The sequence below is a fragment of the Paenibacillus sp. P36 genome (assembly GCF_045866505.1).
Lineage (GTDB): Bacteria > Bacillota > Bacilli > Paenibacillales > NBRC-103111 > Paenibacillus_E > Paenibacillus_E chondroitinus.
The window spans coordinates 551,413-574,253 of record NZ_AP038372.1 but is presented as its reverse complement, the minus strand read 5'-3'; the positions used below and the strand labels follow the sequence as shown (position 1 = coordinate 574,253).

Genomic DNA, 22,841 nt, shown 5'->3' with positions numbered 1-22,841 from the left:
CTCTTTTAGACATTAACCTGCTAGGGCAAATAGAGAGTTTTTTAGACTACTATTATTATCTTTCAGGATATAGAATTGTCGGAAGGCCATCGCCACTTCCCGTCTGCCCTCTTCCATCACCGTGTCCGTAATTTTACCTCCTAGCGAATCTACCGTTTTACGCAGGGGCACGACCATCGTCCCCTCCTGCAGTTCCATATCTGCGAGCGAGTAGGTGGCTACGTTATTTCCCAAAGCATAGGCGCGAATCGTTCTCGCCGGTAAGTCATATTGAATATCGTAAATGCCGTAGTGAGCATTAGCTGTCTTCGTTTTATCCTGCCACTGTACGTTTCCACCTAACTTTTCAATTAAAAAACGCAATGATAGCTCAATACGATCCGATCGCAATTGATATTGTGCCGGCTCCAAGGTGACACTGCTCCACTTAGAAAAATTAATCTTTAGCGGCACAGTCGGCTTTACAGCCACCGTCGGCGTCTCTGTCTCCGCTGCTGCCACCTTTTGCTTCCCTAGCTGCTCATCTGTGTTCTTAGGCTCCTCCTTGACTTGCTGCAGGCCCGGATGCTGGTGTACGGTCGCATATTGTTGTGTTTCCTCCCATAGTTGTTGAAAATGAGCCGCACTCATGTTTCTTGACCACTTGGATTTCCCCACTTGGAATTGCTTCGGCTTTACATCAGTTGTCAGGGGGGCGAAAGCATAACCCAGGTTCTTATAATATTCGATCACTTTAGGCAGGATCTCTACGGTTGATTCATGCCCCGTGCCATCATGAAATAGAACCGTCAATTCATGTTCGAGCGGTGAATCCTTGACCGTTTGCCAGATCTCATTTGCCGGAACATGAACTCTCTTCGAATCACCGCTGTCTACATTCCAGTCAACGACGGTATAACCCGCTTTATCCATTAAATAGTAGTAATAGGCATCGAAATTGGTATAGGTCCCCCCAGGAGCGCGCACGAATTGCGGGCGGGTGTCTGCGATGTCGGCGAAGATTTCCTCACTGCGTTGAATTTGATCCCAAAACGTTTGAAAATCGCTATAAAGCTCTTTATATACATGATTATAGGAATGATTGCCGAGGGTATGTCCGTCTTTCAAAATTCTTTTCACCATATCTGGATACTCTTTGGCCTGCTCGCCCAGCGCAAAAAATGTAGCTTTCACGCCTTCTTGCTCTAAAATATCCAGAACCTTGCCCGTTAACTTGCTAGGACCATCATCGAAGGTTAAATAAACCGTAGGCTGCTCAGGTGTTACATAGTTTTTCTCTTCCTGCTGCAGGCGTTTGCCCGTTTTGAGCTTTTGGTAGATCTCCTGCTCATCTTTTGCGGAGGTTCCATCCCCTTCCGTGGCCCTAACAGGGACCGCAGAGAGAAATAGGGAAACTAGTAGTAGCATGACCATAATGAGTTGAAAACTTTTCCGTTTAATGGCTGCATGTTGAACATGAAAACGCATGCGATGATCCCTCCGCTTGTTCTATCATTTTACTAACTGATAGAGTATATGGGAGATGGACGGGGAGTATGTCTCTTGTCTAGCAGTAATTTTTCGATGAGGAGAAGTAGTATCTGGAGAGATGAGAAAGGGAACTAGCGTCCTCTATTTTGGTTAAATCGGTCGTTCTCATGGGCTAGACGGAACTACAGGGTCTTATTTGTTGAAAAATCTAGTATTTCGCTTAAAATTGGCAGAATAGAGGATCACAGTTCCACTCCAACTAGCAAACGGATGCTTCTAGATGAAATAGCGGACTGTAGTTCCCTCACTCTCTCCTCGCGTTCGCCGAGCCATTGAACTAGAGTAAAGAGTTTTAGGATTGAGCCATTCTGCCTGTTCCTCAAAGGATCGTGAGTGTAAACTTGGAGGTGCGAGTCTTTCTTTCACTACTTCTCGTATACAACCACAAAAGGCTATCCTCCCGGATCGGGGGATAGCCTCAATTATTATTTTTCTTTTAAAGAAAACTGTCTGATGCGAATAAACTCAAGAATTTCGTTAAGTTCACGGAACTTCTCATTAACCATACGTCCATCAACATGATTATGAATGTGGTAAGGATCATACTTAGTTATCCTAATTGGTGTTCCATCCTGATGATAATGAGCGTGAAACTTCATGATAATCTGTTTCTCGGAATCATACCAATCGTACCAATATAACTCTATATATCCCATTCTATTTAGCTCTTCAATGCAATGCATTTTTGACATGTCCCTGAATACAATTGTTTTGCGCGCACTCCTGGTATCACTCTTTAGACCACCAACACCGTCTCGGACCTCTTCAATGATGTCAGCAAAGTTTTGTTCAATGAAATAAAAATTACTCTTCGGGATCTCTAAACTCAACCTTTTGCCTCCTGAGCAAGTGTTGCCAGACCTGAGCATCGGTTTCTTCTTCGGGGTTCAAATTGCTTTTGGCACCGAGCGTCTTTTTGAATTCACCACCGTATTTTTCTTCATACATAGCAGTTTGACGTGTGTAGTAAGCTAAGTCGTTCTCGTTAAGCTTGTGAACACTTTCTGATTCTTGCTTATGCCACATCATAACGATGTCTCTAACCATCATTTTCTTTCCTGATGGAGTAATGTACTCGGTATCCTCAGGGATATAATTATGCTTGTTACCCTTCGCACGCTTAATACCAACAAAACGCTCTTGATCCATCCATTTATGAATCGTCACCACACTCACCCCAAAAAACTTTGACAGCTCTCCAGGTGTAAATTCTTTAACCGGTGCCCAACTAATACCTGACTCGCTCAACTCATTTGCAAAAGCCGTAGGAACTTCTTGTTTTGTAGCTTGTAACAGAGCATGTTCTAAGAGGTGCGAAAATTTCTCTTTGAATAACTCTTCATTTTCAAAGATCGATTCGTCTAGTGACTGAACAAGTTCGTCATTATTCTTCACTGCATGTGCGAGTACCTTGAATAACAACACACTGTTGTCATAGCTGCCCAACTTCAGTAATTCCAATGCGATTTCACTCGAATGCTTACTAAAAAAATTCTTTTCCGCATATGTAATAGGCACTAACATCACCCCACAGCTCCAGTCTACCTAATTTTATTGGTATATTCAACCATTAATTTAATGATTATTAATTCAACTTAAACTAACTTAAATACATTATTATTCAACAAAATAAATTTTAAACCAATGATCCCAAATGAAAAATAAAAAAAAAGCCGCCGAGAACCTCCCTCGACAGCCTTCCTCTTATAGCGCTTCAACCGCTTCCAGCACCGACTGGACATGGTTTTTTATCCGCACCTTGCTCCATTCCTTCACGATGTAGCCTTCCTCGTCAATAAGGAAGGTCGAACGGACAATGCCCATGTACTCACGGCCATACAGCTTTTTGAGCGCCCATACCCCGTACTTCTCAGCCACCTGGTGGTCGCTGTCAGAAAGCAGCAGGAAAGGCAGCTCATATTTCGCGATAAATTTATGATGGGCGTTCAGTTCATCAGGGCTAATGCCGATGACTTCGACCCCGAGCTCGGCGAACTTGCCGTTATAGTCGCGGAAATCGCAGGATTCCTGCGTGCAGGTCGGCGTATTATCTTGCGGGTAAAAGTAGATAACTACCTTTTTACCTTTATAGTCATGCAGCGACACGCTGCTGCCATTCGATGCAGGCAGTGTAAAATCAGGGGCAAGACGTTTGACCGTCTCTTGCTCTTTTTTCTTAGCCATTCTATGAACGCTCCTCTATCCATTCCTTACTTCTCTTCACTCATTATGCGATATTTGCAGCCTCACATCAAACCGGCATGTCCAAAACTAGCATATAACATGAAAATCATGGTAGGTTTAATAGGATGGTATAAAATTTAAAGGAGTGAAGAATCGTCATGCATCCTATTCAACGTATGTCATTACTCTCCACACTGGGACTGACACTAGCCCTCCCTACTCTATCAGTCTCTGCCGCAGCAGCGGATGATAGCGCACTTATTACACGCGGACAATTCATTAAACAAATTACCGATGAGCTGAAACTGACACCTGTGAATAAGCAAACTGTTCTGCCAACCGACGTCAGTCTGGATTCTCCCTATGCTGACACTGTACGTATCATGCGTGAACGCCACATCCTGCAGGGATATTCAGACGGCACATTCCGCCTGGAACAAGCCGTTAGCCCCGCGGAGGCTTCCCTCATTCTGGGAAGATTTCTAGGTCTTGCCGACAGTAAGGCGAGCACTGTTTTGAAAAGCGATTACAGCGTTGATTTCAGCGGCCAAACTGCCGGTATTACTCTAGACACAGCAGGAGCAGCCATCAAAAAAGCGCTAGCGAACGACACTTCGGTGTCCTCCTGGCTCGTTGCGGATCCAACCTCACCAACGGATCTAAAAACGTTCCGCGGTCACATGGAGATGGGCATGCATATTCTGCTTTATCCAAATGCGGGATCTCCGCTGAACAACCTGCAGACAACCGTCAAGTCAGACATCAGCTATAATAAAGATCAAGGCCTTCATCAATCCATTACGACTGCTGTCCCAGGCTCGGATATGGTCATGAAAACGATCAACATGGAGCAATACATGGTTAGTCAAGGGACTTTCATGTCCATGCCTAATGCAACAAATGACGGCGTCGAGTGGTATGATATGTCCAAACAAGTGCCATTTACCTTCGAGCAGGTGATGGAGCTGCAGAAGAAAAGCATGGACGTAAGTAAAACCTTGGTAACGCCATATTTCTTCTACAAAGATCTTGGCACGACGGAGAAGGATGGGCAGAAACAGCGCAAGGTCTCTATACGAGGCAAGCTAACCAACACCGCTGATATTGTCAAAACATTAAGTGGACTTGGCGGCAGTCAGGATGCTTTCAAAGAGGTGCTTAACTCGCCTGCGCTTGCAGGAATGAGCGTTTCCTTATCTGCTGTGCTTACGGTAGATGAGCAGACGAAACTTCCTGTCAGCATGGACGGCGATTATATCGTCGAATATGGTGAAGATCCAAATATTCCAATTGAACAAGTAGATATGACCATGTCTATGACTTATCAAGATGTGAACCAGCCGATAGATATTCAATTACCAGAGGAAGCTAAGAATGCGAAACCTGTTCCTGTTCCTGCTCCTACTACTGTTCCTACCCCTGCTGAATAAGCGTAACAAAATGGACCTTGATTCCCACGTTTCGTGGGGATTAAGGTTCTTTTGTTTTGGCAGGTAGACACCGGCCATTCGCACTCATCTCGTTTATCCATTACAATGAATGTTAGAAATTAGTCGCAAGCAGGTGATTCCCTATGTTTAAAATATTGCTGATCGAAGATGATGCCACGCTTTTCAAAGAAGTGAAGGACCGGCTCGCTCAGTGGTCCTACGATGTGCACGGCATCACGGATTTTGGCCGGGTCATCGAGACTTTCGCGGCCTTGAAACCAGATCTCGTGATTATTGATATTCAGCTCCCGAAATTTGACGGGTTCCATTGGTGCCGAATGATTCGAACTCATTCCAATGTCCCCATTGTCTTCTTGTCCTCACGCGATCATCCAACGGACATGGTGATGTCGATTCAGCTGGGCGCCGATGATTTCATCCAGAAGCCGTTTCATTTCGACGTGCTTATCGCCAAAATCCATGCGATTCTCCGCCGGGTCTATAATTACAATACGGAGCCTCTCAAATTGAAAACCTGGTGCGGCGCTACGATTGATTACGAGAAAAATACGGTGACGAACGAAACCGGTACGATCGAATTAACGAAAAATGAAATCTTCATTCTCAAATTGCTGATCGAACGTAAGAACACCATCGTCAGCCGGGACGTCATCATTAACAGCCTTTGGGACGACCAACGGTTTGTCAGCGACAACACCTTAACTGTCAATGTCAATCGACTTCGGAAAACACTGGACGAGCTGGGGTTAGGGCGTTTTATTGAAACAAAGGTCGGGCAAGGTTATATGGCCACAGAAGAGGCTCATTTCCATGATTAGACGCTATCTCGTCGAAAGAAGAAGCTGGCTTCTTTTCTTTATTTCCGCACAGGCTCTTGTTCTGCTTATTGCCTTTTTGGATAAGGCCATTCCCTTTGGCCCTATTCTTTACATCGTTTTTCTAACGACAACGTTATTTCTGATTTTTTTCATTTTTCGCTACAACAAAGAAACTCGTTTCTATAAACAGCTTGAGGAACGAGACAACAATCTGGATCTCTCCGCCTTAGCGGGCGCGGATAGTCCCTTGGAGTCTGTCGTAGAGACCAGCATGATAAATCTGGCTGAGCATCTCCGTCAATCCGCGTCCAGGCATCAGGTCGCACTGGAACAGGAGAAGGACGATTTGCTGGCGTGGATTCACGAAGTCAAAACACCGCTCACCGCCATGCGGCTCATGATGGACCGTCTGGAAGATGAGACGATGAAGACCGCTTTAACCTACGAATGGCTGCGGATTCACCTACTCCTGGATAAACAACTTCATCAGAAGCGGCTCCCGTTCATGGAGAACGACCTGTATATCGAACAGGTGAATTTGGAATCATTGACCTATGCAGAAATTAAGACGCTACAGACATGGTGCATCCAAAAAGGCATCGGCTTCGATCTTGATTTCGAAGTGACGGACGTGCTGAGCGACGCCAAATGGCTCGCTTTCATTCTACGTCAGCTGCTGACGAACGCCGTGAAGTACAATGACCCTCATGCTGCGGATATCGTCATCCGAACGCGCCGCCGCGACGAACGGACGGTCCTTGAGGTCAGCGACCATGGCCGCGGGATCGAACCGAAGGATTTGCCGCGCATCTTCGATAAAGGCTTTACCTCCACAGCCTGGCACCAAGACAGTGCCGCTACGGGGATGGGCCTCTATTTGGCGAAGAAAGCCGCCGAATCGATGCTGATTCACATCGCCGTGAGATCGGAGCCGGGCGCTGGCACCACGTTCACCCTCACCTTCCCCCTGCCGAATGAGGTCATGCGCATTACAGGCATGTGACAACTTTGTCACATGCCTCTCTTCTTTGTTCGCCCGATCGCGGGAGAAACCGGGCAGCTCTTTTTATAATAAAGCTATCGAATAAAGGAGTGTGTGAAATGACGATTCTGGAAGCAGTGAAAATACACAAAAGCTACGGCAATAAATTCAACAAGCAAGAAGTTCTGAAGGGGCTCGATATCCGGATTGAAAAGGGAGAGTTCGTCAGTATTATGGGGGCGTCGGGCTCGGGGAAAACCACGCTGCTGAATGTGCTTTCCTCCATCGATAAGGTCAGCCAAGGCTCTATTCAAATCGAGGGCAAAGAGATTACGACTTTGAAAGAAAAGCAATTAGCCGAGTTTCGCAAGCGGCATTTGGGGTTTATTTTTCAAGATTATAATCTGCTCGACACCTTGACCGTCAAAGAAAATATTCTTCTGCCGCTTTCTATTGCTCGAACTTCCAAACAGGACGCTGAGTCCAAGTTTCAAGCCGTCGCCACGGAGCTGGGCATCTATGAAATCAAGGATAAATATCCCAATGAAATCTCAGGCGGTCAAAAACAGCGGACCTCCGCGGCCAGAGCGTTCGTTCATGAGCCGGGCCTTATTTTTGCAGATGAGCCAACCGGGGCGCTCGACTCCAAATCCGCATCGGATTTACTGCATAAGCTGAGCGATATGAACGAAAAGCGAACAGCTACCATCGTCATGGTCACGCACGACTCCGTCGCTGCGAGCTATGGGAGCCGGGTTATTTTCATCAAAGACGGGCAAATCTACACGCAGCTTTATAAAGGGCAGGAATCCAGACAAGCGTTCTTTCAAGATATCATGAAGACGCAAGCAGTCCTAGGCGGTGTGCAGAATGAGCATTAACCAGCTGATTATTCAAAATTTGAAAGCGAACATCAAGCACTATTATTTATATATATTCGCTTTGATGTTCAGCGTCGCGTTGTACTTTGCTTTCGTCACTTTGCAGTACGATCCCGCTTTGGATCAGACCAGAGGCTCCATTAAAGGAGCAGCAGCCATCAAGTCTGCCTCAATTCTGCTAATCGCAATTGTCGCCATTTTCAATCTATATGCCAATAACATCTTTGTAAAAAGGCGCAGCAAGGAAATCGGCTTATTGCAGCTGATCGGCATGACGAAAACGTCCATTTTCCGGATCCTCAGCACAGAGAACTTCATCCTGTATTTCAGCTCGCTGATTGTCGGAAGCTTTATCGGTTTCTCGGTGTCGAAGCTGATTCTGATGATATTGTTCCAAATTACGGGGGTCAACGCGATTGCAACGCTCCACTTTTCAACCCAGGCGTTAGTCCAAACCTTCGTTGTTTTTGTGGCTGTTTATTTGTTAATCATGCTGGTTAACTACGTGTTTATAAAAAGACAAACCATCCTGTCACTGTTCCGAGTTACTACGTCAACCGAAATCAAAGTAAAGCGGCTATCTCTTGCAGAAGCAGTCCTTGGATTGATTGGCATTACGCTCATCTTGCTCGGGTATTATGTTTCATCCAAGCTGTTTAGCGGCAGTTACACCACAATGGTCGAATTGTTCACAGCCATGATCTTTATTTTGGCTTCGGTTATTATCGGCTCTTATCTGTTTTATCGAGGCTCCGTTCGCATGCTGCTTAACGTCATTCGCAAGAAGAAAAACGGGTATTTGAATGTTCGCGAAGTCCTCTCGCTCTCTTCCATTATGTTTCGAATGAAATCCAATGCCCTGCTGTTGACTGTCATTACAACCGTATCGGCATTAGCCATCGCTTTGCTGTCATTAAGCTACATTTCGTACTATTCTGCGGAAAAAACAGCAAAAAACGATGTGCCGGCCCACTTCGCTATCACCCAGAAGGACGATGCCGACAAGTTCAAGGCGGCGCTGGATGCCCGCCACATTTCGCATAAGGATACGACCATTGAAGTGCTACAGACTAAAGCCAACCTAGAAGGGATTTTATCCGGCAAAATGAACGGGCTTATGGCGGATCCGAGGGATATGACGCTTTCCGTGATTAGCGATGCCAATACGCCTTCCTACGATTTGAAGCCTGAGCAAACTCTGTTTACCGGCACCAACGATCTGTTGAGTAAATTTATGAGTTTCAAAGATTCCGGGCATATCGAGTTAGCCGGACAACACAACGTTACTCCGCTCACCTATTTAGGTTCGAAGAAACAATCCTTCGTCTCTTGGTACTTCACAAACGGCGGTATGCCCGTTGCCATCGTAGACGACTCCGTCTTCCAACGGCTAAAACAGGATCTGGTGCCATCGCTGCAAAAGAAGTCCTCCCTCTATCAGGGCATCGATATTGTGAACGAAGCTGAACTGCCAACCGCCAATCAGATTTTCGGAGACTTAGGCTTAGGAAAAGACGATCTCGGTGATTCCCGATTGGATAGCACTCTGAACCAAAAAAATAGAATGGGACTTACGATGTTCATCGTCGGCTTTCTCGGCCTTACGTTCCTGATTACATCAGGCTGCATCCTGTATTTCAAACAGATGGATGAGAGTGAAGACGAGAAGCCAACCTACACGATTTTACGAAAACTGGGCTACACGCAAGAGGATTTATTAAAAGGGATTCGCCGCAAACAGCTATTCAGCTTCGGAATCCCGCTTGTCGTCGGCCTTGCGCATAGCTACTTCGCCGTCCAATCCGGCTGGTTCCTGTTCGGAGCGGAACTGTGGACACCCATGATCGTGGTCATGGTGCTTTATACCGCTTTATATTCCGTCTTCGGCTTCCTTTCCGTGAAGCATTATAAGAAAGTCATTCGCCAAGCGCTTTAATAGACGATTGATTTAGCTCCTTAAACACTCATCTCCGCTACATGCCTCAGCTTATCAGGGTTCGCAACCAAATAGACAGCCGCTACTTGACCATCTTCAACATGGAAAGTCATCACATTGTTCGGCTGTCTATCCTGATAGGATACAACGCCCAATTGTCCATTTACGGTCGCCATTTGAAAGCTAAAGCCACTCGGAACTTTGGACAATACCCCAAATAAAAACATGGCAATGCGTTCGGCTCCCTCAATAGGCCGTATAGCCGCTCTGACTTTGCCCCCACCGTCCGAATATAGGACAGCTTCTGTTTTGACAATGCTCAGCAGCTGAGCCATATTGCCGGAAGCTAAAGCTTGAACGAATTGCTCCACGATAGCGTTAGCCTGATCTTCTACTGGCTGCTTGGGTTGTACAACATCCTCGGCGTCCTGACTGGCAAAGGTACTGATCGAACTTTTGGCTCTGCGGAAAATTTGACGGCAGTTCACGCTGCTTTTATCAACAATTTCAGCAATTTCCTCATAGTCGTACTGCAGCACTTCCCTTAATACGAATACCGCCCGCTCTACCCAGGAAAGCTGCTGCAGCAGAAATAGGTACGCTGTGGATAACGACTCTTTTTGCGTATAAAATAGTTCTGGCATATCGCCCTGGTTCTCCACCGCCACAAGTGGCTCCGGCAGCCATGGGCCTACATAGACTTCGCGTTTTTTGCTTGCGGAACGCAGCTTGTCGATGCAGCGGTTGGTTACCATTTTGCATAGATAAGCTTTAGGGTTCTGAATGCCCTGAGGATTTTTCTCATTAAAATATAGAAAAGTTTCTTGGACGACATCCTCGGCATCCATGACACTCCCCAGCATCCGATAAGCTAATGCAAACAAAAGCGGTTTATATGCCGTATATATCTGTATCTGTTCGGCATCCCTCGCATTTTCCATCGTCTACACCTCCTGCTTATTTCCATTTTACGCCATCACATAGCTCTTTAAAATAGCGTGTGCCGCCCGCGTGGCACTTGCCGCTGAAGCATCGGCGAGCATTTCGCCGTGCGTGACCCAATCTCCGGCCACATAGAGGCCGCGGACTCCCTCAACGGCCGGCCCTGTGAACCGGCTGGTCCTTCCCCGATGCAGCGTGTCATGGACCACGGTGATATTCGGCAGGAACTGCCGTGCCACGACCTCATCTTCCCAACCTGGATGAAGGGTGTTCATGGCTTCGGTGAGCAAGCGCTCGTCGGCCTTCGGATCACTTTCTCCCGGTCCGTTGTACTTCACCAAATGCACAACCAAAGTTCCGTTGTCGCTCAACTGCGCGTTCAGCGTATGGTGAGAGAAGAAAATCGGTTGATCGAGGCCCATAGCCACGTTTCGCCCGCCTTCCGGCAACTTCCTCAATCCAAGATCCAAGCATGCCGCCATGGACGGACGAGCTTGATCCTTCCACTGCTTGAGCAAGGTACGGTCAGCCGTATCACTTACGAGCTTATAAGTTTCAGACGGTGAAGCGGTGCTGATAACATTAGCTGCCTGGACATACTCAGCATCGGCTAGCAACAGTTTATGAACCCTGCCATTTTCAAGCGCAATTTCTTTGACATCTTTGCCGCTTATGATTTGGACACCCGCTTTGACAGCTAGTTCTCTAAGCTGATCCACGATCGTTTGCCAGCCTCCATGGAGGTAAAGGACACCTTTTAACGCACGCTGCAACTGCGCCAGCACAGGTCCTGCCAGCTGAAAGTCGGTATCCTGCGCATAAGTAGCCGTTCGGCACAGCGAGTAAAAGACGTGACGGACCATCGGATCCGAAATTTCCGCCTCCGCCCATTCTCTTAAGCTCCTGTCAGGGATGCGGCTTGCGTCCATTTTGGTAAGCTTCATCACGAGCTGCATGAGCTGCATTTTCCCCGACCATGTCAGCAGCTTCGAAGTCAGCATACTGGTTAGATTCGCAGGCATGGGAACGATTTGGTTGTTCCACAACGCCTTTATCTTGGTAGACGGACTCCCTCCTTCCAGGCGCACTCCCAGCTCCGTCAAAATCGCGTACGCCTGACCAGCACGGTATATGGCATGCCCGCCTAGATTGAAGAAGGCGCCGTTCTTCTTATTCGTCATCGCCCGGCCTCCCAAGCGCGCCGCTTTTTCCAAAATAATGACCGATTGCCCGGCTTTTGCCAATTTGATCGCCGCGATTAGCCCGGCCAAGCCACCGCCGATTACTGCTGTATCGTATTGCCCCAGTTTATGCAATTCCGTCATATTCCATCGCCTCCGTTTTGTCTTTTCAGTACATATGGCGAATGAGGTTTACGTTTTGTGACAAAAGGACGTGTAGACGGTTGCCTCTTAACAGCGCAAAAAAACCTCCAACCCGCATATGCGGAGTTGGAGGCCTGAGCATTACGATCCCGCGCCGCGGTACCGTTTCACGCCAATATTCCAAATCGTAATACCAATAAAGAAGAAAACAACGCCCATAATCGGCGTGAGCAGCGCGAACCACTTCCAGTTCGCCGGATCGATGAAATACGCCGCAGGATAAAAGCCAACGAACGCGAACGGCAAAATCCACGTCAAAATGCTGCGAAGCAGCTTATTATAAATCGTGGCTGGATAACGCCCGTAGTTCTGGATGTTCCAAATCAGCGGCAGAATGCCGGTTGGCGCATCAGAGTAGAAACCAAGCGCCGTCAGCGAGATGTACACGCCAGCATAGATGAGAATCGAGCCCACAACCATCAGGATAAAAATGAGCGGATCATGCCAATGGAACGGAAGCCCTAGCTTGACCCAAGAGTAGATCATAACAATCAACCCTGCCAACGCACTGAACAAAGATGATGGACTGAGATTCTCCAGCATCAACTGCCATAAGTTATAAGCCGGACGGGTCAGGATACGATCCATTTCCCCTTTAACAATATATCGTTCACTGAAGCCCCACAGATTAAAAAAAGTGATGAATATGCCATAGGGGATCATAAAATAGCCGTAAATGAACAAAATTTGTTCTTGATTCCAGCCGCCAAGCGATTGCGTTTGCAAAAAAACGACGAGAATGAAGAATAAGTTGAGCCCATTGAACATCAAATCGGAAATCACATCAATCCAGAAGTCGGATCGGTAGGTGAGGCGGGTTTTCATGTAATTTTTCAGATACTCAGCAACTAGGGAGATATAGAAAGTCATGTGTTAACCCCCCTGCACGAATAAACGCGTTTTGGATTTGACCCAGAGTACAACCATGGGAACGAGCAGCAGCAAAAACCACAGAACCTGTACGCCAAGAGTTTGATAAATGGCCGAACCGGTAATTTTTCCTGTAAACACGGCGCTCGGCAAGTACGTAATAGCTTGAAACGGAAGCCACTTTAGAATGGACTCCGACCACCCCGGGAAAAAGGAAATCGGAATAATTAATCCCGAGAATAAATCAACCGCAACGCGCTTCATGCGCATCAGGCCTTCGTTATTTTCAAGGAAGAAAGCAAACAAACCGGTAATGATATTAAGCTGCGTATTAATTAGGAAACTGAAAAACAACATCACAAAGTAGATGACCCATAGGCCTGGATCACTAGGAAATTGAATCGGCAGTAACAGCCAGATGAAAATCATGCCCGGCGTTGTAAAAAGCACTAAACGGAAGACACCTTCACCGAGTCCCTGCATCATTTTTACAAATACGTAATTGTACGGACGAATGAATTGGATCGCCACACTGCCGTCTCGAATTTCATTGGCAATTTCCCGGTCCAAGTTATTGAAGTAAAAGGCGCGCCCCATCCAGGAGACAGCGACATACGTCGTCATCTGGCCCAATGTCAGGCCGCCAATCAACTCTTGCCCGGCATAAATGGCTTTATAAACAAAATAATAGGCCCCAATATTGAGTGCATAAATCAAAATGCCGCTGTAGTAGTTCACCCGGTAAGCAAGCATCATGAGAAAACGCATGCGAATAACTTCCAGATACGCACTAAGCATGTGTGAAGGCTCCCTCTGGCTGCTTGGTTTCTTCTGGACGTTTCACATCAGCTGAACCTGCTTTATAGATTTCTCGTACGATATCATCCGTGTTGGTTTCGTTGATTTTGATATCTTGAATCTGCACCACGCCGACCACTCGGCTTAGCACTTCAGATACGTTCGCACACTCGTAAGGAATAAACACTTTGGCGGACAATTCATTCTCAAGCTGCCACGCCACATCCAGTCCCCTCGTCAGCTCCTGCAGACGCGGCAGTGTGATTGGATGCTCGAACTGAAGCACGACTTCCTTGCCTTTGCCCCATTTGGCTTTCAGCTCTTCCAGGCCGCCGTCATAAATAATCCGGCCGTCATCGAGCATAATAACACGCGAGCAAAGCGCCTCAATATCCTGCAAATCATGCGTAGTCAGCAGGATTGTTGTCTCATAGCGCTGATTGAGTGATTTTAAGAATTCACGAATTTCTGTTTTCACAACGATATCCAACCCGATGGTTGGTTCGTCTAAGAAGAGAATCGCCGGATTATGAATCAGCGAAGCGGCAAGCTCACAGCGCATCCGCTGCCCCAGACTCAATTTACGGACAGGTCGTGACAGTAAATCAGCTAGTTGCAGGCGGTCGACAAGTTCGTCGAGGCGCTTTTTGTAGTCGGCTTCAGAGACACGGTATACCTTTTTCAACAATTGAAAAGATTCCACAACACCGATATCCCACCAGAGTTGACTGCGCTGGCCAAATACGACGCCGATCTCGGCAACGAACTTCTCGCGCTCTTTAAATGGAACGAAACCATTGACCTTGATATGTCCGGAGGTCGGTACGAGGATGCCGGTCAGCATTTTGATCGTGGTTGATTTACCGGCGCCATTTTCACCGATATATCCGCAAATTTCGCCCTTTGGAATTTGAAAGCTAATGTCCTTCACGGCTGTAACATGTTTGTACTCTCTATGAAATAAATCTTGAAAGGCGCCCTTTAAGCCCCCGCGGCTCTGCTGAACTTGAAATTCTTTGCGAAGCATTTCTACATCAATGGCTAACATGAACTTCCTCCTGTCTAGGTAGACTCGGCTACACTTGGCTACATATAACGGCAAAATTCGCCGTAACTTGCTATCGAAGTTTCGTAGCATCTATAATATGGATCATAAAGATAAAATGTACAACAATGCACCAAACCCATGATACATGAATTCTGTAAGAAAAAAAAGTACAGATTATCCCTACCTTAGAAAGGAGCGCAGAACCATGAGAATTATTAAACGAACCTTGCTCCTGATCGGCTTACTCCTGATAATGGTGGCTGGTTATTATTCTTATTCCTTTTATCATTTTGCACAAAATATTTCCAACAAACCGGATGCACCGAAAGGCAGCACACCTCTTATCGCCCAAACGGTCAAAGACAAGGGTGAGAAATACACCCCTCCCAAATGGGAAGGCAAAAATCGGGTAAACATTTTACTCTTAGGCGGCGATTCCCGCGGCATGGTGAAGAATGAATTGCCACGGTCCGACAGTATTATGCTCGCGTCGATTGACCCGGTAACGAAGAAGGCTCACCTCTTCTCGATCCTCCGTGATACATATGTGAAAATCCCTGGCGAAGGCGAAGACCGCATCAATACAGCGATTACGACAGGCGGTCCGAACTTAGCAATGAAAACCGTCAGCGACTTGCTCGGCATCCCGGTTCAGTATTATGTCTATACCGATTTCAAAGGGTTTATCGCTCTCATTGATGCCGTGGGCGGTATCGATATCGACGTTGAGAAAGATATGAAATATACCGACTCGGAAGATGACCATGTCTATGATATTAATTTGAAAAAAGGGCTACAACATCTCGATGGCAAAACAGCCCTGCAGTATGTACGCTTCCGGCACGACGCTCTATCGGATTTCTCACGTACAGAACGCCAAAGGAAATTCCTGACGGCCGTTGCGCAGAAAATGCAAACAACATCTTCTCTCATTAAACTGCCGAAGATTTTGAATGCAATGGATCCTTACATTGACACGAATCTAAGCGTGACGGATATGCTGAAGCTCGCTTCTCTAGGCTTTGAAGCCAAAGCTGATGGCATCGTCTCCTCCCAGCTTCCGCCGTCAGAACTTGTTGTTGAGAAAAACGTTCGAGGAGCTGCGGTCATTACAGCAAACAAAGATAAGCTGCAGCAATATGTGAAAGACTTATTTGCTGGCAAGGCTGAAGCGGACACAGGTCCAACGAAACCATCGCCTTCACCTACGCCGAAGTCTTCTGTGAAAACTACGGCGAAGTAAGAAGATTTAACGGCAAAGCAAGCGACTGAAGATTTACACGCCTCTACTTGGTACAGGGCTTTAGCCCCTCAAGTAGGGGCTTTTTATGAGATTAGTGAGGGCTTCGTTACATCCAATATTTACGCTCAATCATGGAAATAACGCCTCCTAAGTCCGTTAGTTACCGTCCAATATACATACTACTTAATAAAGGAATGATTACTTCTTATGAATCGCAAAAACTCCGAGCAATTATATCAAGAAGCCTTGCAGCACATCGTGGGCGGGGTCAATTCCCCTTCCCGCTCATTCAAAGCCGTCGGCGGCGGTGCCCCCGTCTTCATGAAGCGTGCGCAAGGCGCACACTTCTGGGATGTAGACGGGAATCGCTTCATTGACTACCTCGCCGCCTACGGCCCTATCATTACCGGTCACGCGCACCCGCACGTGACCGAAGCGATTTGCCGCGCCGCACAGAACGGCACGCTGTACGGCACCCCGACCGAACTCGAGATCGAGTTCGCCAGAATGCTGAAGTCCGCGATTCCATCGCTGGACAAAGTGCGCTTCGTCAACTCCGGCACCGAGGCCGTGATGACGACGATCCGCGTGGCGCGCGCCTACACCGGGCGCACCAAAATCATTAAGTTTGCCGGGTGCTACCACGGCCACTCCGATCTAGTGCTTGTGGCGGCCGGCTCCGGGCCGTCCACGCTCGGCACGCCGGACAGCGCCGGCGTGCCTGCGAGCATCGCGCAAGAGGTCATCACCGTGCCGTTCAACGACATTCCGGCACTGGAAGCCGCGCTCGCGCGATGGAACGGAGAGATTGCCGCGGTGATGGTGGAGCCCATCGTCGGCAACTTCGGCATGGTCATGCCCCATGCCGGCTACCTCGAGCAGCTCTGCGCAGCTGCTCGCAAACACGGGGCCCTCGTCATCTACGACGAGGTCATCACGGCGTTCCGCTTCCATTATGGAGCGGCACAGACTTACCCCGGCCTCCCTCTCGTGGAGGGCGGCACTGCCGAGGCGGCGGCGCGCTTCGCCGCCGTCGAGCCAGACCTTACGGCCCTCGGCAAAGTGATCGGCGGCGGACTGCCGATCGGAGCCTATGGGGGCCGCAAGGCCGTGATGGAGCAGGTCGCTCCGCTCGGACCTGCGTATCAGGCCGGCACGATGGCGGGGAACCCCGCCTCCATCTCGGCCGGCATCGCCTGCTTGGAGGTGCTCCAGCAGGCAGATGTGTACGCCAAGCTCGAGCAGCTTGGCGCGACGCTTGCAGGCGGCATCGCGGAATCTGCTGCGAGACACGGCATCGCCTTGACGCTGAACCGGATCGGCGGCGCGTTCTCCACCCACTTCTGCGATCATCCCGTCACCAACTATGACGAAGCGCAGGATACGGACAGTGAACGCTTCGCGGACTTCTTCCGGCTTATGCTGGAGCAAGGCATCAACCTCGCTCCTTCGAAGTACGAAGCTTGGTTTACAACCATTGCCCACACGGAAGATGACATCGCCCAGACTCTGGATGCCGTGGATCACGCTTTTAAAATCATGAAAACTCGCTAATGTTTAAATTTTTTCGAAAATACACACAATTACTACGATTGCGTATAAAAAAACATGAAATCATGCCCCGGCACACAAGGTATTTTCTGCTATCCATATTTGCTAACATGTCCCAGAAACGAACTATGTTCCTAACAAGAACATAGTTCGTTCGTATTTTAAGAGGGAGCCAAGCATTAAATAAATTACCTTTATTCACCATTATACACGAAAGGTAACGCTTACATTTTTGTTTTCGCTCTGCAACTATTGTCGGATGAACATTTTCGTGCTATTCTAAGATTACTTTTACCCTTTTAACGAAAAGTCTTGTTTTCGCAGTATTTTCCTAGAAAGTTAGGGCATGATTTACAAATTCACGTTCGTTTTTTGTGTGTGATGCCTTACTTTATGACGGGTCGATTCTTGACTGATTTCAAGGGAGCCATTTCCTCGAAATTGGCATGCTATTCAGTTAAATTGCATTTTTATTCAAAATCTCGCATATTTCGTTTTTGATCGGTTTCCGGTCATCCATTGAAAATGCTAAGAGTTGCGGGCTCATTAGTGCCAAAATGCAAGCAAAGTAGTGAAAGAGGAGTTAAATATATAGGGGAGGTGACGGTCAGGCGACTGACCTGAGCAATGAATGAAATTATGCGTAATGAAGGCCGTTTTCAAGATCTACTAGGAACCGAACACGACAGCTGCGGTATTATCTGTATTATTGAAAAGAACGGTCATCCTACCCGTGAAAACATCCAAAAAACGATTGATGCCCTTGTAAAAATGGAACATCGCTCAGGATTTATTAACGGTGAAGGCGACGGTTGCGGTATTTTAACTGACATTCCACGCGCTCTTTGGGAAAAGAAATTAACAGATGCGGGTCTAGACGGCAAACTTGCTTATGATAACCGTTTTTCTGTTGGACATATCTTTGTTCCGCGCAAACTTGACCTGACCGTTACCGAGATTCAGAATGGCATCCGTGAGCTATTTGCTTCCCACGATGTGTCCATCATTCTCGAGCAAGAAAACCAAGTAGATAGCAACGTTCTTGGTCCTAACGGTTTAAACGATGAGCCTACATTCTGGCAAATCGCTGCAATCAGCAACAAAACAGAAGGTCAAGTGGCAGATCACCTTTTTGAACTGCATATCGCGATTGAAGACCGCTACAACGTTCACGTTGCAACATTAAGCAATGTAACTTCCGCTTATAAAGTGTTGGGCGCTGCAAGCATTCTTCCGAAATATTTTAACGACACACGCGATCCGCTTTTCGCTTCCCAAGTTACAATCGGTCACAACCGTTATTCCACGAACACACTGTCCAGCTTCTTCCGCGTTCAACCATTCTCCCTGCTGGGGCACAATGGTGAAATTAACACCGTTAAGAAACTTCGTCTCGAAGCAGATATGGTTGGCGTTCCGCTCGTTAGCGGTGGTTCCGACTCCCAAGACATGAACAGAACGATTGAAACGTTCATTCACCGTTTTGGATTATCACTTTTCGAAGCCATGGAAATGGTTTTCCCTCCTATTATTAATGAAATGAAACAATTCCGTCCGGAACTTCAAGATCTTTATGTTTACTTCCGTCAAGTTTGGGGCCACTTCGCTCAAGGTCCTGCAGGTATCGTTTCCCGTTACGGCAACGAATGTATTTTCAGCGTTGATGCTCTTGGTCTACGTCCTGTTTGGATGGTTGAAAGCGAATCTTCCCTGTACTTCTCCTCGGAGCAAGGCGTTATCACGGTTGGCGACATGGTTGCTGATCCGAAGCCTATCGCACCAGGTGAGAAAGTCGGCGTTGTGCTTACACCAGGTGAACATGTTCAAGTCATTCCTTACCATGAAGTACAGTCACTTGTTTACGAGCGCGCAAGCAAACGTTTGAACATTAACGGACTTCGTAAATATCTGAACCCTTCCAAAACAGACACGCAAGCCGAGCTCAACGATAATGTTGTAGCAACGGATCAATTGTACAGTGCGTTTGGTTGGGATCGCGACGGTATTTCCTATATCGAAACTATGTCCGAAACTGGCGCTGAGCCAATTCGCTCCCTGGGCCACGACTCCCCTCACGCTGCTATTGCATGGGAACGTCAAAACGTGCCTGACTTCATTAAAGAGAGCGTTGCAGTTGTTACCAACCCGGCGATTGACCGTGACCGTGAAATGGAGCATTTCTCGACTCGCGTGATTGCAGGTTCGCGTACACCGGTTTACTCTCAGGTTGATAGCAATCTTCGCCTTGAGCTTCTAGCTCCGCTTGTACTCGAAGGTACGAACGGTGTAGATAGCGAAGAGCATCTGTCCCAACCTTCCTACGAGCAATTGGTTGCTTTGTTCCGTGCACAAGGTGAAAATGCTGTAGCCGTGCTTTCCACGACTTTTGCAAGAGGAACATCTCTTGGCGCTGGTTTGGACGCTTTGGCTGCTGATGCTATCGCTGCTGCTCGCGCAGGCGCTGCACTTATCATTCTTGACGATTCAGAAGCTCACCAAAACGATCGTTTGTGGCTTGAGCCTCACTTAGTTGTATCCAAAATCGATATCGCGCTTCGTGCGGAAAAGCTTACTTTCGGCGATAACCTGCGCCGTCACGTGACATTAGTGCTTCGTTCCGCAGCGATTCGTAACCTGCATGATATCGCGGTAGCTTGTGGTCTTGGTGCCGACGTGATTTCACCTTACCTGTTGTTCTCCACTGCTTCTGATAAAGAAGGCAACGCGGCAGCAGCACGTAAAGTTTATGGAGCTCTTACGAAAGGTTTGGAGAAAGTAATCTCCACGATCGGTACGCATGAGCTTCGCGGTTATACACGTTTCTTCTCCTCCATCGGCTTCCACCCGGAAGTGGCTGAGGTGCTTGATATCGTGAACTACCTGGGTAGTGAAAAAGGCGGAACTGGCTTTGCACAGCTTGAAGCTGAAGCTGAAGCTCGTTACAACGATTTCACCAATCCGAAAGCAAAAGCGGCGAAAAACTTCCGTTTCTTCCAACGTATGTGGAAAGCGCTGGGCGATGCTGCATCAGGAGCCGCTTCTTACGGCGACTACCGCGACAAACTACGTGAAGAAGAGAAGAAGAACCCGATCTCCATTCGTCACATTGCTGGATTCAATGTGGAGAAAGCACTTGGAGAAGGCCGCAAGGCGCTTGATCCATCGAAGGTTGATATCTCCATTGGCGGCCATTCCTTGCCGATGCTGATTTCCTCCATGTCCTTCGGTTCGCAGAACGAAACAGCTTTCCGTGCCTACGCTGAAGCCGGCGAACGCCTTAACATGGTAACCATGAACGGCGAGGGCGGAGAAATTAAAGATATGCTTGGCCGCTACAAAAAAACGCGCGGTGCACAAGTGGCATCCGGACGTTTCGGAGTTAACGTTGAACTGGCTAACGCGGTTGCATTCCTTGAGATCAAAATCGGTCAAGGTGCTAAACCGGGTGAAGGTGGTCACTTGCCAGGCTCCAAAGTTACAGCCAAAATCGCAGCAGCTCGTAATGCAACAATCGGCTCTGACCTGATCTCCCCTTCGAATAACCATGATATTTATTCGATCGAAGATTTGGCTCAAATCATTTCCGAGTTGAAAGAAGCTAGCGGTCGCAAAGCGAAAATTATTGTAAAAATCCCAGTCGTACCAGGTATCGGTACAATTGCGGTGGGTGTTGCCAAAGCAGGCGCTGACGTTATTACGCTTTCCGGTTTTGACGGCGGTACAGGTGCGGCTCGTATTCACTCCTTGACACACGTTGGTCTTCCTACAGAAATCGGTACTAAACTTGCCCACGTGGCTTTGATCGAAGCTGGTCTTCGTCACCGCGTAGAGCTGTGGTCCGATGGTGGTCTGAAATCAGGCGCTGACGTTGTTAAAATGGTTATGCTCGGTGCTAACCGTGCCGGATTTGGTAGTATCGCTATGCAATCGATCGGTTGTACAACATGCCGCGGCTGTCACTTGGACACTTGCCACGTTGGTATCGCAACGCAAATCGATTCCATGGAAGAAGCTGAGGAAAAAGGTCTTCGCCGTTTCGTTCCTCGTCAATTTGACGTTGCTGTTGACAGCTTGGTTCGTCTGTTTGGCGGTATTGGCGAAGAAGTACGTGAAGTTGTTGCTTCCCTCGGATTCACTAGCTTGCAAGATCTGGTAGGCCGTTCTGACCTGCTTGAGCAAATCAGCCACTTGGATCGCATTGATCTGTCTGACATTCTTCGCCCTGCTCCACTTCAGTTCGTTTCTGATGCTGAAAGAGCTATGGAAGAAGCAGCAGTATCCTCTGATATCCGTATCGCGGCTGGTGCAGAAGGTCTGGAATTCTTCCCTGAATCCTTGGCGTTTGACGCTCCAATCGTTCGCAACTGGTCCAAAGTGGATGCGGAGTCCCGTATTCTCGGAACTCGTTATTCCAGCCATCGCGTAAGAGACCGTTTCGACGGCAGCTACGATGAACTGCCTGCTATTGCTCTGAACCTCGTTGACGGTTCGGTTCCAGGTAACGGCTTAGGTGCCTTCAATGCCCGCGGCGTTGACATTACCGTTCAAGGTGGTGCCGAGGATGGTCTGGGTAAAATGGCGTTCGGTGGTAAAGTAGCCATCGTGAAATCACTTGGCAAAAACAACACATTCATCAACGGTAGCGTTGGTAAATCGTTCGGTTACGGCGCACAAAAAGGTTTGTTCTTGATTCAAGGCAGCGCAGATACACGTGCATGTATCCGTTTCTCCGGTGCAGACGTTGTATTCGGCGGCGAAATCACGACACCTCTACGAGATGAGCTCGGCGGACTTGCCGCTCGTGCGAACCTCAAAGGCTTTGCGTTCGAATACATGACAAACGGCCGTGCCGTTGTTATGGGCGATCCGGGTCCATGGATTTGTGCAGGGATGACAGGTGGGGTTATCTACCAACGTCTCGTACCAGAAATGGGTCTAGACCAAGCAGCTATCGAACGTCGTATTGCCAAAGGCGCAAAAGTTAAAATTGAGTCCGTTGGCGTACAAAGTATCAAAGACCTTACTGAATTGCTCACAGCTTACCGTACAGAGCTTGCTAACTCCGGTCAAACGGATGCAGCAGCCAAAATCGACGGTCTGCTAAGCAATCTTGAAGCTAACTTCATCCGTATCTCCCCGGTCAACATGCAAGCTGACCAATCCGTTGCTACGGAATAGATAAAGCAAAGCTCCACAGGACCTTCTTTCAAGGTCTTGTGGAG

Annotated in this window: 17 protein-coding genes; 8 read left to right on the top strand and 9 right to left on the bottom strand. The window is 47.8% G+C overall.

What is annotated here, in order from left to right; genetic code table 11:
- Nucleotides 1–12: 12 nt before the first annotated feature.
- The 4 genes from ACKTT9_RS02680 to bcp all read right to left on the bottom strand — a co-directional run bounded on the left by ACKTT9_RS02680 (nucleotide 13) and on the right by bcp (nucleotide 3,714).
- Nucleotides 13–1,467, bottom strand: a complete 1,455-nt coding sequence (locus ACKTT9_RS02680) for a polysaccharide deacetylase family protein (RefSeq protein ID WP_407870390.1) — start codon at nucleotides 1,465–1,467, stop codon at nucleotides 13–15.
- Nucleotides 1,468–1,955: 488 nt separating this feature from the next.
- Entirely contained in the window at nucleotides 1,956–2,360 is a 405-nt protein-coding gene (locus tag ACKTT9_RS02675; RefSeq protein WP_407870389.1) for a DUF6516 family protein, read from the bottom strand.
- Nucleotides 2,335–3,054 (bottom strand): hypothetical protein, encoded by a 720-nt coding sequence (locus ACKTT9_RS02670; RefSeq protein ID WP_407870388.1) that lies wholly within the window; start codon nucleotides 3,052–3,054, stop codon nucleotides 2,335–2,337. Before ACKTT9_RS02670 ends, ACKTT9_RS02675 begins: the two co-directional genes overlap by 26 nt.
- A 180-nt stretch (nucleotides 3,055–3,234) precedes the next feature.
- Nucleotides 3,235–3,714: a thioredoxin-dependent thiol peroxidase gene (gene bcp / locus ACKTT9_RS02665; RefSeq protein ID WP_407870387.1), complete on the bottom strand. Its 480-nt coding sequence runs from the start codon at nucleotides 3,712–3,714 to the stop codon at nucleotides 3,235–3,237.
- Nucleotides 3,715–3,872: 158 nt separating this feature from the next.
- On the opposite strand from bcp, the gene ACKTT9_RS02660 reads away from it, so the two are divergent.
- From ACKTT9_RS02660 to ACKTT9_RS02640, 5 genes are all read left to right on the top strand, one after another.
- A complete protein-coding gene (locus ACKTT9_RS02660; RefSeq protein WP_407870386.1) occupies nucleotides 3,873–5,144 on the top strand; it encodes a DUF6612 family protein in 1,272 nt (423 codons plus the stop codon).
- Between the two features lie 143 nt (nucleotides 5,145–5,287).
- Complete coding sequence (locus ACKTT9_RS02655; protein WP_407870385.1) at nucleotides 5,288–5,983, top strand: response regulator transcription factor; 696 nt, start codon at nucleotides 5,288–5,290, stop codon at nucleotides 5,981–5,983.
- On the top strand, nucleotides 5,976–6,986 hold the full coding sequence (locus ACKTT9_RS02650) for a sensor histidine kinase (protein ID WP_407870384.1): 1,011 nt from the start codon (nucleotides 5,976–5,978) through the stop codon (nucleotides 6,984–6,986). Before ACKTT9_RS02655 ends, ACKTT9_RS02650 begins: the two co-directional genes overlap by 8 nt.
- 98 nt (nucleotides 6,987–7,084) lie before the next feature.
- The gene (locus tag ACKTT9_RS02645; RefSeq protein WP_407870383.1) at nucleotides 7,085–7,846 is read left to right on the top strand and encodes an ABC transporter ATP-binding protein; all 762 of its coding nucleotides are present in this window, start codon (nucleotides 7,085–7,087) and stop codon (nucleotides 7,844–7,846) included.
- Nucleotides 7,836–9,782, top strand: a complete 1,947-nt coding sequence (locus ACKTT9_RS02640; protein WP_407870382.1) for an FtsX-like permease family protein — start codon at nucleotides 7,836–7,838, stop codon at nucleotides 9,780–9,782. Before ACKTT9_RS02645 ends, ACKTT9_RS02640 begins: the two co-directional genes overlap by 11 nt.
- A 20-nt stretch (nucleotides 9,783–9,802) precedes the next feature.
- Here ACKTT9_RS02640 and ACKTT9_RS02635 read toward each other — a convergent pair whose 3' ends face one another.
- The 5 genes from ACKTT9_RS02635 to ACKTT9_RS02615 all read right to left on the bottom strand — a co-directional run bounded on the left by ACKTT9_RS02635 (nucleotide 9,803) and on the right by ACKTT9_RS02615 (nucleotide 14,825).
- Nucleotides 9,803–10,723 (bottom strand): RNA polymerase sigma-70 factor, encoded by a 921-nt coding sequence (locus ACKTT9_RS02635; RefSeq protein WP_407870381.1) that lies wholly within the window; start codon nucleotides 10,721–10,723, stop codon nucleotides 9,803–9,805.
- 27 nt (nucleotides 10,724–10,750) lie between these two features.
- Nucleotides 10,751–12,049 (bottom strand): phytoene desaturase family protein, encoded by a 1,299-nt coding sequence (locus tag ACKTT9_RS02630; RefSeq protein WP_407870380.1) that lies wholly within the window; start codon nucleotides 12,047–12,049, stop codon nucleotides 10,751–10,753.
- Between the two features lie 141 nt (nucleotides 12,050–12,190).
- Nucleotides 12,191–12,979 (bottom strand): ABC transporter permease, encoded by a 789-nt coding sequence (locus tag ACKTT9_RS02625; protein ID WP_127455109.1) that lies wholly within the window; start codon nucleotides 12,977–12,979, stop codon nucleotides 12,191–12,193.
- Between the two features lie 3 nt (nucleotides 12,980–12,982).
- Entirely contained in the window at nucleotides 12,983–13,777 is a 795-nt protein-coding gene (locus ACKTT9_RS02620; protein WP_407870379.1) for an ABC transporter permease, read from the bottom strand.
- Nucleotides 13,770–14,825, bottom strand: a complete 1,056-nt coding sequence (locus ACKTT9_RS02615; RefSeq protein ID WP_407870378.1) for an ATP-binding cassette domain-containing protein — start codon at nucleotides 14,823–14,825, stop codon at nucleotides 13,770–13,772. The genes ACKTT9_RS02620 and ACKTT9_RS02615 overlap by 8 nt, the downstream gene beginning before the upstream one ends.
- Nucleotides 14,826–15,030: 205 nt before the next feature.
- On the opposite strand from ACKTT9_RS02615, the gene ACKTT9_RS02610 reads away from it, so the two are divergent.
- From ACKTT9_RS02610 to ACKTT9_RS02600, 3 genes are all read left to right on the top strand, one after another.
- On the top strand, nucleotides 15,031–16,068 hold the full coding sequence (locus ACKTT9_RS02610; protein ID WP_407870377.1) for an LCP family protein: 1,038 nt from the start codon (nucleotides 15,031–15,033) through the stop codon (nucleotides 16,066–16,068).
- Nucleotides 16,069–16,275: 207 nt separating this feature from the next.
- Complete coding sequence (locus ACKTT9_RS02605) at nucleotides 16,276–17,622, top strand: glutamate-1-semialdehyde 2,1-aminomutase (protein ID WP_407870376.1); 1,347 nt, start codon at nucleotides 16,276–16,278, stop codon at nucleotides 17,620–17,622.
- A gap of 624 nt (nucleotides 17,623–18,246) precedes the next feature.
- A complete protein-coding gene (locus tag ACKTT9_RS02600) occupies nucleotides 18,247–22,797 on the top strand; it encodes a glutamate synthase-related protein (RefSeq protein WP_407870375.1) in 4,551 nt (1,516 codons plus the stop codon).
- The last annotated feature ends 44 nt before the right edge of the window (nucleotides 22,798–22,841 follow it).

Bases quoted from the DNA above. Each gene is read 5' to 3' on its own strand.
- ACKTT9_RS02630 (WP_407870380.1), bottom strand. From the start codon at position 12,049: ATGACGGAATTGCATAAACTGGGGCAATACGATACAGCAGTAATCGGC.
- ACKTT9_RS02615 (WP_407870378.1), bottom strand. From the start codon at position 14,825: ATGTTAGCCATTGATGTAGAAATGCTTCGCAAAGAATTTCAAGTTCAG.
- ACKTT9_RS02645 (WP_407870383.1), top strand. From the start codon at position 7,085: ATGACGATTCTGGAAGCAGTGAAAATACACAAAAGCTACGGCAATAAA.
- ACKTT9_RS02610 (WP_407870377.1), top strand. From the start codon at position 15,031: ATGAGAATTATTAAACGAACCTTGCTCCTGATCGGCTTACTCCTGATA.
- ACKTT9_RS02655 (WP_407870385.1), top strand. From the start codon at position 5,288: ATGTTTAAAATATTGCTGATCGAAGATGATGCCACGCTTTTCAAAGAA.
- ACKTT9_RS02605 (WP_407870376.1), top strand. From the start codon at position 16,276: ATGAATCGCAAAAACTCCGAGCAATTATATCAAGAAGCCTTGCAGCAC.
- ACKTT9_RS02600 (WP_407870375.1), top strand. From the start codon at position 18,247: ATGAATGAAATTATGCGTAATGAAGGCCGTTTTCAAGATCTACTAGGA.
- ACKTT9_RS02660 (WP_407870386.1), top strand. From the start codon at position 3,873: ATGCATCCTATTCAACGTATGTCATTACTCTCCACACTGGGACTGACA.
- ACKTT9_RS02625 (WP_127455109.1), bottom strand. From the start codon at position 12,979: ATGACTTTCTATATCTCCCTAGTTGCTGAGTATCTGAAAAATTACATG.
- ACKTT9_RS02635 (WP_407870381.1), bottom strand. From the start codon at position 10,723: ATGGAAAATGCGAGGGATGCCGAACAGATACAGATATATACGGCATAT.
- ACKTT9_RS02680 (WP_407870390.1), bottom strand. From the start codon at position 1,467: ATGCGTTTTCATGTTCAACATGCAGCCATTAAACGGAAAAGTTTTCAA.
- ACKTT9_RS02670 (WP_407870388.1), bottom strand. From the start codon at position 3,054: ATGTTAGTGCCTATTACATATGCGGAAAAGAATTTTTTTAGTAAGCAT.
- ACKTT9_RS02620 (WP_407870379.1), bottom strand. From the start codon at position 13,777: ATGCTTAGTGCGTATCTGGAAGTTATTCGCATGCGTTTTCTCATGATG.
- ACKTT9_RS02640 (WP_407870382.1), top strand. From the start codon at position 7,836: ATGAGCATTAACCAGCTGATTATTCAAAATTTGAAAGCGAACATCAAG.
- ACKTT9_RS02650 (WP_407870384.1), top strand. From the start codon at position 5,976: ATGATTAGACGCTATCTCGTCGAAAGAAGAAGCTGGCTTCTTTTCTTT.
- bcp (WP_407870387.1), bottom strand. From the start codon at position 3,714: ATGGCTAAGAAAAAAGAGCAAGAGACGGTCAAACGTCTTGCCCCTGAT.